The organism is Paenibacillus sp. GCM10027630, assembly GCF_042676305.1.
GTDB lineage: Bacteria > Bacillota > Bacilli > Paenibacillales > NBRC-103111 > Paenibacillus_S.
Genome location: NZ_JBHTGY010000096.1, coordinates 83,632 through 99,215 on the forward strand (window position 1 = coordinate 83,632; position 15,584 = coordinate 99,215).

Sequence of the window (15,584 nt, forward strand, 5' to 3'; positions counted from 1 at the left end):
TGAAACCGAACATCTTATTCGGATGCCGCGGCCTGATTCAGTAATACACTCTGACGTTCCATCTCATGCAGCTTTTCAACTCTACGCCGGAATTCCTCTTCCGTACTGAATTCAGCCTTCAAGAAGCTTTCGAGCAACTCTACTACTAATACAGGACCTATAATTTGAGCGCCAACGCACATCACATTGACATCATCATGCTCCACACATTGATGAGCGGTATAAATATCATGACATACGGAAGCGCGAATCCCCGGAATTTTGTTAGCAGCAATACACGCCCCCACACCGGTTCCGCATACCATAACGGCACGCTCCACCTGGCCCGACAACACAGCTGCACTTACTGTACGGGTAATATCAGGGAAATCGACAGGGCTGTCGTCATACGAACCAAAATCTATTACTTCATGACCCATTTTCTCTAAAGCCGCTATAACTGTTCCCTTCAATGGAAAACCAGCATGATCTCCTCCAACTGCAATTCTCATTCTTTGTTCCTCCCATTTATCTGCATCTATTTTCTATCTAAGCTGTAATACCCAATTCGGTTAACACTTTACTGAACAACCAATTTATGTATCTATTTTTGGTTAATCGATTAAATGAAAGAGCGAAGTAAGGAGACTCCTATACTTCCAACTTTCTGTTGTCATCACGAAGTTATAAGCTGGATAGGACGTCTCTCAATTGGTTAGTTTCACCGCTGATTTGCTCTTCACCCACACAGCCGCACGAGCGCCGTATAATCAATGCCGGGTCCATATACATGATTTCCCGCTTTACTTGGCTATCCTTGATCCTGGCCAGCATTAAGCTTGCCGCTTGCACGCCCAGCTGATAAGCAGGCTGCCTTATTGTCGTAATCGGCGGGTCTACAATCTCCGCCCAATCAGGATCGTCATATCCAAGCACGGCAACCTGATCAGGAATGCGAAGGCCCGCTTCCTTCAAATATTTGTACGCCCCTAATGTCATCGAGTTGTTGGAAATAAATACGGCATCCGGCTTGATATCCTGCTCCATCAGTTCTTTCATCTTATCATAGCCGCTCTGGGTGTTGAAAAAACCTTCCTTCACCAACTGATCTGATTCATTGATCCCATAGTCTTCAAGCGCTCTCTTGTATCCAATCAGACGATCTTTACCGGTACTAATCGAAGAAGGTCCTGCAATGATCGCGATTTTAGTGTAGCCGTGTCGAACAAGATGCTCTGTGGCGCAATAAGCTCCTTGTATATTGTTAGTCATGATGACATCGGAGTTCATAAATTCCGGGCACCGATTAAGGAATACCATCGGCACTCCCGTCTTGTCTAGCGAACGGAAGTAGTCCCCTGTGTTCCCGGCCGATGAGATAATCAAGCCGTCTACTCTTTTGCCGATTAGCACCTCGAGATACTTACGTTCCTTCTCCACGGAGGAATCCGTATTGCACAGCAGGATGTTGTAGTTGCTTTTCGCAAGCTCTTCTTCAATTCCGCGTACTACAATAGTTAAGAAGGGATTGGCAATATCCGAGATCAGAAGCCCGATGATTCTAGACTCCTGCACTCGCAAGCTCTTGGCCACAATGTTAGGCTGATAATTCAACTCCTGTATCGCTGAATGGATCTTGTCCATCACTTCTTCGCTTACATATTTGGTTCGGTTCAGTGCATTAGATACGGTAGCCGTGGAAACTCCAGCCAGCTTAGCTACCTCCTTGAGAGTTGCCCTCTTCAAATTATCGGTTTCACCTCCCTTTAATCGATTAACCAGATTATATATCTAATTTATTAAAGCTGTCAATAACATTGTATCCTCTCGCATCATTATTATTTATCAATTCATTCCAGTCTGTTAAAAATTTAAAGTGAAAATAATATCAATTCACTTATTTACAAACCGATGGTCGGTTTATATAATGGAATTACTGGAAGACATCAAATACAAACAGAGACGAAAGAGGACCTCCTTATGAAACGAGAACTAAAAAGAGAGCAAACAACCAAGCTTTTACTGGATACAACTAGAGCGTTAATTAGTGAAAAAGGGTGCAGCAAAACAACCTTAAGCGACATTATGGAACGTTCAGGACTATCGAAGGGAGCTATATTTCATTATGTTCAGGGAAAGGATGAGCTGCTCGCACTGGTTTTAGAGTCAAGACTCGAGGAGATTAATCATCGTTTTTTCGATGCTGTAGCTCAGGGGGTTCCACAATTTAAGGGGCCTATGCAAAAAATTACAGAGAGCCTGTCGATACTGGACGATCCCAGCGATGTTACGAATCAAATCCTGATGTACTTGCTCAGTAAAAGTGATCAACCCGCTGTCAGCGAAGTGATTCAACGTTTCTACGAGCAGGCGGTTAATGCTTCGAAGCAATGGATCAAGGCAGGACAGCAGCATGACGTGATACCTGCATCCATAAATGCCGACAAAACAGCCGAATTATTCGTTCTGCTTTCTTATGGGTTTCGCATGCGTGCGGCTACAGCCCCCCAAACAATCTCGTTTGGCATTTCCGACTTCTCCGAATTTATAGTCAACATTTTACAGCCTAACTCTAATTCTAAAAGGGAAAGTGGGGATTAAAATGAAGTTCCTGTTATTCTTGCACGTGTTGGGAGCGATCCTCTTAGTGGGCAATATTTTCACAGCCGCTTTTTGGAAAGTAAAAGCCGATTTGAAAGGGGACTTGGCCGCCATCCACAGCGCAACAAAAAATGTAATGCTGGCCGACTATTTTTTTACAATCCCTGGATTGGTATTAATCATAGTCACAGGCATTATGATGGCGCTTAAAGCCGGATATTCGATGTCTGGCTTCAATTGGCTCACGTTATCCCTAACGTTATTTTCCTTGACCGGTCTAATCTGGTTGGCCCTTCTGCTGCCTTTGCAGCGAAGCATGATCCGCCACAGCGCACAATCTCTAAGTGCAGGTAATCTCTCCCAAGCATATCGAAAGGCTAGTTTATACTGGGCGATATTCGGAACGATTGGAACGTTAATTCCAGTTGTTGTTTTGTACCTTATGATTTCCAAACCGATGTAACAAGGCATAATATTGCTTAGCTAACATGAACAAAGAGACTGTCCCGAAAGGGTATCAGTAAATGAATCAGTCCCAAACTATGTACAAAGACGCCTCCAAAACCACCATGTAAGCGGAAATGGAAGCGTCTTTTTTGTAGGGAAATTCCCATCAGAGTGGGGGTTCGAACATCGAAAAATGAGTCCGGCCGCTTTTTGGATGTTGCTTAAGGGATGGGGCGAGAAGCGATGTTCAAAGGCTGCTTTCAATCTGGAGGAGACCTTGATTTGTCGGGGCCGCTGCGGAAGGAAAGGTAATAGATGAAAATTGTAACGCTAATCCAGTGTGGATATCGCCTAAAATCAATCTAACTGGAAAAACTAACTCTAATATAGGTGAAATGGTCGGTATCAACCAAAATACGTAGAATTAGCATGAGGAATTCCAGCTATAAGGCTTGAAACACTATTTTCGGAGTAACTAACTTGACATTTTCCTGATAATTGCACTGAGTGCGCCAAACTGCCATGTAATGCCGTAGCCGAACCATGAACCACGAGCCATGAACCAAGAACCCGATTACCCGCGATGAGTACGCACTGGAAAGCGACCTCATCTTATTCATCACTAAGAACACATAAGAATATGCAAAGAAGCCTTCAACTATTAAAGTGGAATTGAGGGCTCTTTTGCTACCATCTATTCAGGATAAAATGGAGGGGTTGTCTCAAAATGTCTTTTGGGACAGCCCCTAGTCATCCGTTTATTGTACTACTGAGAGTTAGCCGCATAAACCTTTAACAGCTTTCCTTTAATGGTCGTATTTTTCATGACCTGCAGGACAAGAGGACCCTTGCCGTTCAAAATATCCACATACGAAACATTGTCCTGTATCGTAATAATGCCAATATCATCGGCCGTAACACCTTCAATTTTGGCAATAGTACCTACAAAATCTACAGCCCTCAGTTTCTTTTTCTTGCCGCCGTTAAAGTACAGCTTCAAAATTTCTTTGTTTAATTGCTCACTCTTATCTTTCTTGATGACAGGTTGAGCGCTCATTCTCTCTTCGAAAGCAGCCCTGGCAGCTGTAATTTCTTCCTTGGAAGGAGCTTCTCTTCGGGTAATTTCAAACCCCAGATAGCTCTCAATATTAGCCAAAAACTTATCCTCATTAGGTGTAACAAAGCTGATCGCTTTTCCTGTCTTGCCAGCACGTCCGGTTCTTCCTATCCGATGTACATAGCTCTCTTTTTCAACTGGAAGGTCATAGTTAATTACGTGGGTAATATTACTAATATCGATACCTCTCGCTGCTACATCGGTTGCTATCAAATAGCGGAAGGCCCCTCGTCTGAACTCATTCATGACACTAAAACGATCATCCTGCTCCATTCCCCCATGGATTTTGTCACAAGGATAGTCCAGCTCGGTTAACTGCTTACATACTTTCTCCACTTGTTCTTGTGTGCGGCAGAAAATAATACAGCTATCTGGATTCTCGGCAATGGTTACGTCCTTAAGCAGATTGAATTTAGAAGCTTCTCTCACTACAAATAAGGAGTGTTCAATCTGGGTTGTCGCTTTTTCGGCTGCGATAATTTCGATATCCAATGGATTTTTCATATATTGATGACAGAGCTTTTCTACATCTTGGGGTAAAGTGGCAGAGAATAGCAGCGTCATTCTGTCTTCGGGCAGCTCCTCGATAATCGCTCCCACTTGTTCGATAAAGCCCATATTAAGCATTTCATCGGCTTCATCAATAACAAGATATTTCATCCGCTCCAGGTCGAGCGTTCCCCTTTGAATATGATCCCATACGCGTCCCGGCGTACCGACAACGACATGGCATTTTTGATTCAACTCTTCTTTTTGCTTAGCAAAAGGCTGCTTGCCATAGACGGCAGTTGCTTTGATTCTTTTAAATCTTCCGATATTTTTGATATCGTCCTTCACTTGATCCGCCAGCTCACGCGTTGGTGTTAATATTAAAGCTTGCGGCTTATTCTCTTCCCAATCCACCATTTCACAGATCGGAATCCCGAAGGCTGCCGTTTTACCGCTTCCTGTCTGTGACTTGACGGTAAGATCCTTCTTCTCCAGCGCAATGGGTATGACTTCACTTTGAACATCCGTTGGCTGCTCGTACCCCAAGCTCCCCAACGCTCTTAGTATATCTTCACTTAGTTTATAATCATTAAAGCTCTTGCTGCTCATAATAGAACCCCTTTTAGTGTTTATACCTTTAATTCTAACATACTTCGTCCTTCCCCACAGACCTTCTTAACTTTGGCGTTCGTATTAGAGGAAAAAGAGGACAGCTGTGATAGCCATCCTCCATTTTTATACTTTATGCCACCATTATAGTTTTAACTGTATACCAAGCTTACATACACTAGCTTTTGGAATCAAACGCAGACCTGCTTCCTCAGCTGTCCAGCTTGCTCCTTCTATTGATTCAACTTCGTGAATGCCCCGCAAAATCAATTCCCACGGCTTATCTGCACCAACCGCGTTAACAGCAATGCCAAGACCGCTGCGCTCGGCGGTTACTTCCAGCTCCGACTCCCCCTTCGTGTTATAGATGGTAGCTGATGCTGTGCTCCCATCCCCAAGCTCAAACACGTGCAGGACAACGCCATCAGCGTAATCGTAATCCGGTCGCTGGTCGTTAGTGCCTACAGCAATAATGCTGTTCGGTCTAACCATAAGAGGCAAATTGAAATAATCGTGTTTCTCAAGCAGCCAGCGACCGCCTTCTACGACTACTCCACTCAAGAAGTTCGTCCAGCGTCCTTCCGGCAAATAATATTTCGCCGTTCCCTGATCATTGAATATCGGCGCCACTAACAGAGAATCGCCGAGCATATATTGACGATCCAATTGATCGCAAGCGGCATCATTCATAAACTCCAGTACCATAGCCCGCATGACAGGCAGACCTGTTTGCGTTGCTTCTACTGAGGTGCTGAACAAATATGGCATCAAGGTCGATTTCAGCTTGGTAAAATAGCGCAGAACATCGCATGCTTCCTCATCGAACAACCATGGCACCCGATAGGATTGGCTTCCATGCAAGCGGCTATGGGATGATAGCAGACCAAACGCAGTCCACCGCTTGTAAAGATCCGGTGTAGCCGTATTCTCGAAGCCCCCGATATCATGGCTCCAGAACCCGAAGCCCGATAGGCCTAGAGACAAGCCTCCACGCAGCGTTTCGGCCATGGAGTTATAATTGGCTGAGCAGTCCCCTCCCCAGTGTACTGGGAACTGCTGTCCGCCTGCAGTGGCCGAACGGGCAAACAGCATGGCTTCGTTCTTGCCTTTTGTTTCTTCCAGCACTTCAAATACTGCTTTATTATACAAATGCGTGTAATAGTTGTGCATTTTAACTGGATCGGACCCGTCAAAGTAGACAACATCGGTAGGAATACGTTCGCCGAAATCTGTTTTGAAGCTGTCCACACCCATTTCCACCAGCACCTTAAGCTTATCCTTGTACCAGCGCACGGCAGCAGGATTAGTGAAATCAACAAGTCCCATTCCGCCCTGCCATCTATCCCATTGCCATACGTCGCCTTCTCTTGTTTTAACAAGGTAACCATTTGCCTTACCTTCATCGAACAAATAAGACTGCTGAGCGATATAAGAGTTGATCCAAACGCAGATGTTTAAGCCTTTGCTTTTCAGGCGCTGCAGCATACCTTGAGGGTCCGGGAACACATCCTGATCCCACTGGAAATCGCACCACTGAAATTCCTTCATCCAGAAGCAATCGAAGTGGAAGACATGAAGCGGCAGCTCACGCTCTATCATGCCATATATGAAGCTATTTACCGTAGTTTCGTCGTAGCTGGTAGTGAAAGATGTCGTCAACCACAGACCAAATGACCACGCCGGAGGCAGCGCAGGCTTGCCTGTAAGCTTCGTATAGTTTTGCAGAACTTCCTTCATGGAGGCTCCACCTATAATATAATATTTTAAAGATTCGCCGGGCACACTGAACTGAACCTTAGACACTTGCTCTGAAGCCACTTCATAGGAAACACGCTCAGGATGATCAACGAATACGCCATAGCCAAAGTTGGAGATATAGAAAGGAACATTTTTATAAGCCTGCTCGCTGCAGGTACCGCCATCTTCATTCCAGAGATCAACGACTTGCCCATTTTTCACAAATGGAGTGAACCGTTCGCCTAGGCCATAGATGTATTCTCCTACACCCAAGTCGAGCTGCTCTCTCATGTAAGTGCTTTGATCCTGCATTTTGACGTGTCCAGGGCTCTTGTAGCCACTCCCGGTCAATCGTTTGCCGTCATAAATGAAGTGAGTGCTCCAGCCCTCGTTTTTGTGAAGCTGGACGCTTAGTTTGCCGCTCGTGAAGCTAGCAATCTCGTCGCCATTGGCCACTTGAACTTCGACAGCCTCGGCTTCATTTTTTTGAAACTCAGGACCCTTCTGCTGTTTGCCGTTATGATGTACAAGCTCCACACAAATTACATCTGGCATGGGTGAGGTATAATTAACTGTTAAAATGGCTGTGTTTAGTGTGTCGCCACGGGTCACTATTTTTTTGCATGAAGCAAGAACGGTCAGAGCGTCCGGTTTGGTGCGAATATTGCGGATTTCTACCGGATAATTGAGCGTTACGCCTTGCCTGATATGCCAATACCCATCAGTAAATTTCATCTCTATTTCCTCCACCTATCATTTGATACTTCTATCTATAATTTTTCTATGTTTACTATTGCAATCCAGGAATGATGTTTATCAGTAAGCGGCCGTTTAGAGCATGACTTAGTCCTTCATAGAACCTGCCGTAATGCCTCCTACCACGTACTTTTGCATCGATACGAAAATAACGATAATGGGAAGGGCGGCCAAAGTAGCTACTGCCATGAGATTATTCCATTCGGTGCCATATTGTCCGATAAAGCGATAAAGGCCCAAGGTCAACGGACGAACGGCATTGCCTGAGGTTAAAGTTAGTGCAAAGATAAAGTCGCCCCATCCAAACAAGAAACAAAATACTCCCACTGTCATCAAGCCCGGACTCACCAACGGCAATATAATTTTCGTAAACGAAGTGAATTTATTGCAGCCATCGATCATCGCCGCTTCTTCCAATCCGCCCGGCAAGCTTAAGAAGAAGGGACGAAGTGTAATGATAGCGAAAGGCAGGGAATGGATTAAATCGGCGAAAATAAGTCCTGCGAAATTATCAGTCAAGCCCACCTTGGAAAACATTATGAACAAAGGCATAGCCATCATAATACCAGGCAGCATCTGAATGGAAAGCAGCAAAATCATCATTACGGCTTTGCCTTTTATGGAAAGACGCGCAAGCGCGTAAGCGGCAGGCACCGCCAGAACGAGTGATAAAAGCATCGTCCCGACTGCTATAATGACACTGTTGCCGATATAGCCAATCATATCTTTGTTGCGAATAAAGTTATTGATATACGAGTCGAATGTTGGCTTCACGGGAAAGATATGCGGCGGATTGTGATACAGCTCCGTAATGGGTGTTACCGAGGTTTTGATCATCCAGTACACCGGAAACAGAAATACGATCATAATCAATATACCGATAAAGGTTGCACTAGATGCTTTCCATCTTGAATAAACCATTAGTGAACCTCCTCTTTACTAGACATTCTCATGTAAACAACAGCAATTGCAATTAAGATAACAAACATTATCATAGATACAGCGGCCCCTTGACTGAACTCAAACGTCGTAAATGAGAGCTGGTACGCGTAGATAGGCAGCACTGTTGAGGATGTTACCGGTCCTCCTGCTGTCATAATGAAAACTAGATCAAACACCTTGAATGTATAAATAATACCGAGCATGAACAGGACAAGGATCGTAGGTCTAAGTAACGGCAGCGTTATATGCTTAAACTGCAAATAGCGATTGGCACCGTCCAGCTTGGCTGCTTCATATAATTGAACTGGTAATGTCTGAAGCCCTGAGAGAAGGATTATCATATTAAACGGAATGCCCGTCCATATATTGGCTACGATAGTCCCGAGCAGCGCCGTACTGCCTTCACTAAGCCAATTCACAGGCTTGCTTATTAGTCCTAACGACTGCAAGAAATAATTGAACACTCCATAGTCGCCGGATAGCATCCATTGAAAGACCGTGCCTGTAATTACAACTGGAAGCATCCAGGAAAGCAGCATCAGTGAACGAAACAAGCTCCGTCCCGGAAATTTCATGTTGAAAAAAATGGCCAAGCCAAAGCCGATGGTAAACTGAAAGAAAATACTCACTACAGTAAATATCACCGAGTTTTTCAGCGAGATATAAAACACGGGATCTTGCAGCGACTTCATATAATTGGTGAAGCCGATAAAGTGATGCTCGCCTTTCAAATTGTAAACATTCACATCTTGAAAGCTAAGTGCAACGTTATAGGCGATAGGGTAAATAATAAACACGGCCATAAATAAAAGCGCTGGCAAAACAAATAAATAGCTATTCCATGAGGAAAACCATTTAGAGCTCCGAGATAATTTATAACTTCCACCCGTTCCATGCTGATGGGACATCATTTCTCCCCCTATTCACATAAGTAAAGGGGATGCGGTGCCTGCTGCATCCCCCATGTATCTCATCCATTTACTGCTGCAGCAATGGTTTTATTTTGGCATCGGCATCTTTAACTGCGACATCCGGAGCTTTAGCCCCCGTAATAACCTCTTGCATCATGATCTGAATGGCATCTGAAATCTTTGGATAATTCGGGCCATAAGCTCTTGCCTTAGCTACCTTCATTGCGTCAGCAAACACTTTCAGCTGCTTGTCATCTTGCCAGAACGGGTCCATTAAATAGTCTTCACGGCTTGGGAGACGCCCCGCAGCTTTCAGAAACTCCTTCAAACGGTCCGGCTCATTAGCAAACTTAATAATGTCGAACGCTATATCTTTATGCTTCGAGGCATCAGTAATCGCCCAGTTTTCCCCACCAAGTATAGTTCCACCTTGTTTATTGGTTGGCAGCTGCACGACATCCCAATTAACTTTTCCTTCTTTTCTTAAAAGAGGAATCTGCCAGGTTCCATTCACCATCATTGCAACTTTGCCTGTAGAGAACTGTACAACCGTGTCGGATTGCTTTTGGTTAATCACTTCTTTAGACATATAACCCTTGGAGACCATGTCCTTCAACAACGTAGCTGCCTCAACCGTACCCGCACTGTTGAAATTCGAAATGTCTGAACCCGATTGGTACATTAATGGTAGGAATTGAAAAGTGCCCTCTTCGGTTTTTACAGCCGTCATCGAAAATCCGTACACATCTGGTTTAGTTAGCTTCTGGGCTGCGTCCTTTAACTCATCCCAAGTTTTCGGAGGATTAATTCCGGCTGCTTTCAGCATGTCAACGTTGTAATATAGCGCCAAATCATTACTCCCGATCGGCACGCCGTAGTTCTTGCCTTTATACATTGTGGATGACCAAGGTCCGGAGAAATATTTATCGGCTTGACCCCATTGTTGAATTTCCTTTGTGATATCTGCAAGGATACCCGCAGCGGCAAACGCCTGGTGATCCGGATTGTCTATCCAAACAATGTCGGGTACTTGATTGCCCGCTGCCCCGAGCAGCAGCTTGTTTTTGATGTCAGCAAAAGAGACAAAGGTGCGCTCGATTTTCACATTAGGATGAGCAGTCTCATACTCTGCAATTGTTTTCTTTAATGCACCTTGAGTAGCTTCGCTAGTCATGGAATCCCACCATTGAATTGTAACCTTGTCACCTGAAGTGGTAGAGCCTTGAGCTGATTTGGGTGCCTCACCAGATGGTGCGCATGCAGTTAACAGAACGGGTACGGTAACCATTGCCATCATGAGAGCCCTTACATTCTTAAACATCTTTTTCTTCCCCCTTAACATACTTAGTAATAATATGCAGTGCTACAAACGATTTCATACATTTTATCGGATGCGGCATTGGCATCGCCTCAATAATTCATTCACCAAATGATGTACGTACATCATTTGGTGTTAAAAAAATACGCTGTTTCCTGATGGAATGTCTTAAATATAGTAACGCGCATTTTCTTTGGTAGCTAATTCCAGCTTGGTGATGTTTTCCTTCTCATTCACCTTATCGCCAGATACCAAATAATCAAACATTGATTTGACCGTAAGATACCCTTGGTTAATAGGGTCTTGACAAATCGTTGCTGTGACAACACCTTTTCTCATGTATTGATAAATTTCTTCCGTCATATCATGGCCTACTAAAGCAATAGGCTTCGATAAATTGGCATCGGCCAAATGCTTGGCGATAATATGCAGCCTGGCACTCGAAACATAAATGCCGTCTACCTGATGGAAATAATCCATAAATGTGTCAATAGAATCGTAATCTTCCTGCTGCAGCTTGAGTGGACCCACCAATTCAATATGATCGTAATCGGCAACAACCTCACGGAAACCGGTTATTTTCTGCTGCATTTGAAAGTTGGTGTAGGACATAATCATCCCTAGCTTCGTCTTCGTTCCGATAAACTTGCATAATACATCCGCCGCTAACCTCCCGGCAATCCGGTAATCGCAACCGACATAAAAAAGCCGTTTACTTAATGGGGAATCGCTGTTAAAGGTGCAAATGGCCAGCCCTTGATCTACACCATAGTCAATGATATCAGCCATTTCTTGAGGATCATTCGGTGACAATGCAATAGCATCGAATTTTCCGGAATCAATGAGCTCTAATACTGTTTTCTTTTGCTGCTCCAAGTCATACTTCTCGGAACGAATAATGCGTACGTGCAGACCATAATCACGAAATTCATCAATGGCAATTAAAATTCCCTTCTCTACCTGCTTCCAAAAATACTCAGGAAGCTCCGGAAATACGATAGCCATGGAAAACTCATTCTTACGTGATAAAAAGCTAGCGGACTTGTTGGGTGTGTAGTTCATTTCTTTAATCTTGTCCATTACCTTTTGATAGGTTTGAGGTTTGACATTTCCCCTGTTATTCAATACACGGTCTAATGTGGCTACGGAAATTCCGATTTGCTTTGCCATTTCCTTGACAGTTAACCGTTTGCTTTGATCCATGTCACACCCACTGCCTAACTTAAAGATTTTGTACTTCACTTCGTCCTTATCATAACAACCAACAAATAATCTGTCAACGCTTCCAAGATGTTTTTCTCATTTTTTTGATTTACGCACATCAACATTTCGGTTCTCACTCCCGTTCCTTACAGGAAAGGCGGATTACCCTAAAGCAGACTCAGCCGCAGAGGGGGGGGAATGCCAGTGTATCCCCTCCTGCGGCTTGGCAGATTTAAACAAACAACAAACTAAGCATGGACATAATAGTTTACTTTTTCATCCTCGCGTAGTCCTGTTCATATTCCTGGGCCATTTTGTCACCGCCGCTTTTCCGCCATTTTTCAATCTCCGCTTGCCAGCCGGCTTCATCGATTTTACCCATTATAAACTTCGTTTGCGCATCCTGAATCATTTGTTCCAATTCTTTGCCACGTTCCACGTAAGTTGTGGAGTTCAATGTTAACGCAGGATTATGAACCATATATTTTGCATTCTCACGTTCCAGCTTCACACTTTTTTCACCAATGGGCGTGTCTAATAAATCAGGTACATTATAGCCTTCGAATGCAGTCAAGTTATCCTTATAAGGCTTAACCTCTTTAATAAATAAGGAATAATCCTTCCATTCCGTCTTGTTATCCGCGGTCTTTACGAAGTGCTTGCCTTCCACACCCCTTAATATCAGCTTAGACATCTCCGGATCCATTAATTTGTCTAAAAACGCTAGCAGCTGCTTTAATTCAGCTTCCGTTTTTACAGCGGATTTAGGGATAAGAAAGAAACCGTCACTACCCGTTTCTCCTGGCAGCTTAATTCCCTGTGGCCCTGTTAGTGCCGCCATATCAAAAACAGCTTTGGGATCCGTATTGGACAACAATTGTTGAAAGGATTTGCCATTTGCTCCTGCATTGATATTAAAGGCGCTCCTCCCCTGGAAGAACAGTTTTTTGGCATCCTCATATTCGAGCACAGCAAAATCTTGATTGAGCAGCTTCTCCGTATACAGCCTTCGGAACAATTTCAAAACATCCGTGAATTCTTTAGTTGAATACGCAGGTATAAACTTCCCGTTCTCCACTGCCCATCTGTTCGGGGCCCCCTGGTTAACGGACAATCGGTTTAATACACTATTTTCGCCATCATTATATGTTTTCCATAAAACCATGCCAATGGTATCATTCTTGCCATTTTTATCGGGATCATTCTGAGCCAATGCTTTCAACACAGTATACCAATCATCTAGGTTAACGGGCAGCTTCAAACCCAAAGCATCCATATAATCCTTCCGGTAGAAAAGGGTAGCCCTACCCATATCCCGGAAAGCCGGGACTCCGTAAAGCTTCCCGTCAACGGCAAGATTACTAAAATGCATAGGATTTTGAGCGGATAAATTTTTATACTCCTTCAACAAGGGACCAATTTCCCAAAACAGCCCGGATTGGATCGAGGTTTTGACGGTTGGATTGTATTTAACTCTTAACAGCTTGGGCAATTCGTTCGACGCAATCATGACATTGATTTTATCATTGAAGGTCGATAGAGGAATCCATTGAATATTCAGCTTTGTATTCGTGTAGGCCTCAATGGACTTCTCTATCTCATTTCCTTTACTCGGTATATCTCCCACCTGTTCAATGGCCATACTGATTTCAAAGGGCGCTTGATTTGATTCCGCTGTTTTTCCATCATTTTCGCCTTGTTTTGGAATACTCCCACCACTACAACCAACGATTGATCCTACGGTTAAAATAAATGTACATAATGCCATAATCGAACGCTTGCTTAACATTTCTATGACCTCCCGCATCATCGCTGAATTAATGTTCATTTTTCTCTTACTTTTTATTGTTTAACTTAGCGAATGCCTCCTCATAGTCTTTGATAACCTTGTCACCGCCCGCTTTTCTCCATCTTTCGATCTCCGATTGCCACCCTGCCTCATCTATTTTGCCCATGATAAATTTGGTTTGGGCATCCTGAATCATGTTGTCCAGCTCCTTCCCCCGCTCCGTATACATGGCTGAGACTAGCGATAAGGCGGGGTTCGGCACTGCATACTTGTGACCTTCCATCTCAATTTTAGTAGCTTTTTCACCGAGGGGGATATCCTTTAATGGCGCTACATTATAGCCTTCCAATACCGGAAGATTGTCAGCATATGTTCTTACATCCTTGGCCCACAAAGTAAAATCCTTATACTCGGTCTTGTTATCGGCTGTCTTAACATAGTGCTTGCCTTCAATCCCTCTTAGCAGAAGTGTAGATATTTCCGGGTCCATCAGTTTATCCATAAAGGATAATACCTGCTTCAACTCAGCTTCGGTCTTTACTGATGATTTGGGTACCAGATAAAAACCTGAGGTTCCATCTGGAAATCCGCCTACTCGAATTCCCTTAGGTCCACTTGTGGGCTCTACATCCAAAATTGCGTTTGGCTCTACCTTTAGAAGCGGATCATTGAACTTTTTGGCATTATCAGAAACATTAACTATGATGCCTGCACGTCCGGATTGGAACAGCTTACGGGAGTCCTGCTCATCGAATACGGCAAAATCTTGATTGATTAATTTTTCATCATACAGCCGTTTGAATAGCCTTAAAACATCTTGGTATTCCTTGGTCATAAAGTCAGGAGTGAACTTGCCGTTCTCCTGTCCCCATTTAGTTGGTGCTCCCAAACTGACGGCCAAGCGAACCATCATGCTGGATAAACCGTCATTGTAATTTTTGTACAAAAGCATTCCGTACGTATCATTTTTGCCATTCTTGTCAGGATCGTTCAAAGTCATTGCTTTCAGAACGTTATACCATTCGTCTACTGTAGTCGGAAGCTTCATGCCTAAAGCATCCAACCAATCCTTTCGGTATATGACGGAGGATCGGCCTACATTTCGAAAGAGGGGAATGCCGTATCTCTTCCCATCAAAAGTACTGAGCTCATAATTCACGGGCTGCTGAGCAGATAAATTTTTATACTCTTTTAGATACGGACCTATTTCCCAAAACAATCCGGATTTGATCGAATCCCTGATGCTCGGGTCGTTTCTTACTCTCAGAAGCTTGGGAAGCTCGTTAGATGCAATCATTACATTAATTTTCTCGTCAAACGCTGCGAGCGGAATCCATTGGATGGATAGCTTCGTATTGGTATAGGCTTCGATGGCCTTCTCAATTTCATTGCCTTTGACAGGCGTCTCAGCCCCTTGATACGAAGCGAGAGTAATCTCGAATGGACTATTAGCCGCTGGTGTCGCCTTTTCATCCACTGTCGGTTTACCTCCGCTATCACTGCAGCCGGCAACGGCCCCTACCGTTAAAATAACAGCACATCCTAAAGCAATTCTTGATTTGGTTTTCATTAGATTAAACCTCCACAGTGTCGTATAGAATTTATAAAGCGCTTACATTAAGCCGTTAATATTAATCCCTCACCGCATTAACTGACTAGAAATCCTATTGCTCTCCCAGCTTGTAA

Annotated in this window: 12 protein-coding genes; 2 read left to right on the plus strand and 10 right to left on the minus strand. The window is 43.9% G+C overall.

Annotation, left to right across the window (positions count from 1 at the left end):
• Positions 1-14 precede the first annotated feature (14 nt).
• Positions 15-491: an RpiB/LacA/LacB family sugar-phosphate isomerase gene (locus ACFQ0C_RS36030; RefSeq protein ID WP_379374343.1), complete on the minus strand. Its 477-nt coding sequence runs from the start codon at positions 489-491 to the stop codon at positions 15-17.
• A gap of 172 nt (positions 492-663) precedes the next feature.
• Positions 664-1,725, minus strand: coding sequence for a LacI family DNA-binding transcriptional regulator (locus ACFQ0C_RS36035; protein ID WP_379374345.1), 1,062 nt, complete (start codon positions 1,723-1,725; stop codon positions 664-666).
• A 234-nt stretch (positions 1,726-1,959) separates the two neighbouring features.
• Between ACFQ0C_RS36035 and ACFQ0C_RS36040 the strand changes: the two genes are divergently transcribed.
• Positions 1,960-2,580, plus strand: coding sequence for a TetR/AcrR family transcriptional regulator (locus ACFQ0C_RS36040; protein ID WP_379374347.1), 621 nt, complete (start codon positions 1,960-1,962; stop codon positions 2,578-2,580).
• 1 nt (position 2,581) lies between these two features.
• Complete coding sequence (locus ACFQ0C_RS36045; RefSeq protein WP_379374349.1) at positions 2,582-3,043, plus strand: DUF2269 family protein; 462 nt, start codon at positions 2,582-2,584, stop codon at positions 3,041-3,043.
• Between the two features lie 750 nt (positions 3,044-3,793).
• Here ACFQ0C_RS36045 and ACFQ0C_RS36050 read toward each other — a convergent pair.
• The 8 genes from ACFQ0C_RS36050 to ACFQ0C_RS36085 form a co-directional block, all read right to left on the minus strand.
• Positions 3,794-5,242, minus strand: coding sequence for a DEAD/DEAH box helicase (locus ACFQ0C_RS36050; protein ID WP_379374351.1), 1,449 nt, complete (start codon positions 5,240-5,242; stop codon positions 3,794-3,796).
• Positions 5,243-5,386: 144 nt separating this feature from the next.
• Positions 5,387-7,714, minus strand: coding sequence for an alpha-xylosidase (gene yicI / locus ACFQ0C_RS36055; RefSeq protein ID WP_379374353.1), 2,328 nt, complete (start codon positions 7,712-7,714; stop codon positions 5,387-5,389).
• Positions 7,715-7,822: 108 nt separating this feature from the next.
• Positions 7,823-8,656 carry a carbohydrate ABC transporter permease gene (locus ACFQ0C_RS36060; RefSeq protein WP_379374355.1) on the minus strand — a complete coding sequence of 278 codons (834 nt, stop codon included), beginning with the start codon at positions 8,654-8,656 and terminating at the stop codon, positions 7,823-7,825.
• Positions 8,656-9,588: a carbohydrate ABC transporter permease gene (locus ACFQ0C_RS36065; protein WP_379374357.1), complete on the minus strand. Its 933-nt coding sequence runs from the start codon at positions 9,586-9,588 to the stop codon at positions 8,656-8,658. The genes ACFQ0C_RS36060 and ACFQ0C_RS36065 overlap by 1 nt, the downstream gene beginning before the upstream one ends.
• A gap of 67 nt (positions 9,589-9,655) precedes the next feature.
• Positions 9,656-10,909, minus strand: coding sequence for a sugar ABC transporter substrate-binding protein (locus ACFQ0C_RS36070; RefSeq protein ID WP_379374359.1), 1,254 nt, complete (start codon positions 10,907-10,909; stop codon positions 9,656-9,658).
• Between the two features lie 165 nt (positions 10,910-11,074).
• A complete protein-coding gene (locus ACFQ0C_RS36075; protein WP_258216362.1) occupies positions 11,075-12,109 on the minus strand; it encodes a LacI family DNA-binding transcriptional regulator in 1,035 nt (344 codons plus the stop codon).
• A gap of 268 nt (positions 12,110-12,377) precedes the next feature.
• Complete coding sequence (locus ACFQ0C_RS36080) at positions 12,378-13,898, minus strand: extracellular solute-binding protein (RefSeq protein WP_379374362.1); 1,521 nt, start codon at positions 13,896-13,898, stop codon at positions 12,378-12,380.
• Between the two features lie 46 nt (positions 13,899-13,944).
• Positions 13,945-15,468: an extracellular solute-binding protein gene (locus ACFQ0C_RS36085; protein ID WP_379374364.1), complete on the minus strand. Its 1,524-nt coding sequence runs from the start codon at positions 15,466-15,468 to the stop codon at positions 13,945-13,947.
• Positions 15,469-15,584: the final 116 nt, after the last annotated feature.

Coding starts and splice junctions, on each gene's coding strand:
- ACFQ0C_RS36030 (WP_379374343.1), bottom strand. CDS start 491: ATGAGAATTGCAGTTGGAGGAGATCATGCTGGTTTTCCATTGAAGGGA.
- ACFQ0C_RS36040 (WP_379374347.1), top strand. CDS start 1,960: ATGAAACGAGAACTAAAAAGAGAGCAAACAACCAAGCTTTTACTGGAT.
- ACFQ0C_RS36045 (WP_379374349.1), top strand. CDS start 2,582: ATGAAGTTCCTGTTATTCTTGCACGTGTTGGGAGCGATCCTCTTAGTG.
- ACFQ0C_RS36050 (WP_379374351.1), bottom strand. CDS start 5,242: ATGAGCAGCAAGAGCTTTAATGATTATAAACTAAGTGAAGATATACTA.
- yicI (WP_379374353.1), bottom strand. CDS start 7,714: ATGAAATTTACTGATGGGTATTGGCATATCAGGCAAGGCGTAACGCTC.
- ACFQ0C_RS36060 (WP_379374355.1), bottom strand. CDS start 8,656: ATGGTTTATTCAAGATGGAAAGCATCTAGTGCAACCTTTATCGGTATA.
- ACFQ0C_RS36065 (WP_379374357.1), bottom strand. CDS start 9,588: ATGATGTCCCATCAGCATGGAACGGGTGGAAGTTATAAATTATCTCGG.
- ACFQ0C_RS36070 (WP_379374359.1), bottom strand. CDS start 10,909: ATGTTTAAGAATGTAAGGGCTCTCATGATGGCAATGGTTACCGTACCC.
- ACFQ0C_RS36075 (WP_258216362.1), bottom strand. CDS start 12,109: ATGGATCAAAGCAAACGGTTAACTGTCAAGGAAATGGCAAAGCAAATC.
- ACFQ0C_RS36080 (WP_379374362.1), bottom strand. CDS start 13,898: ATGTTAAGCAAGCGTTCGATTATGGCATTATGTACATTTATTTTAACC.
- ACFQ0C_RS36085 (WP_379374364.1), bottom strand. CDS start 15,468: ATGAAAACCAAATCAAGAATTGCTTTAGGATGTGCTGTTATTTTAACG.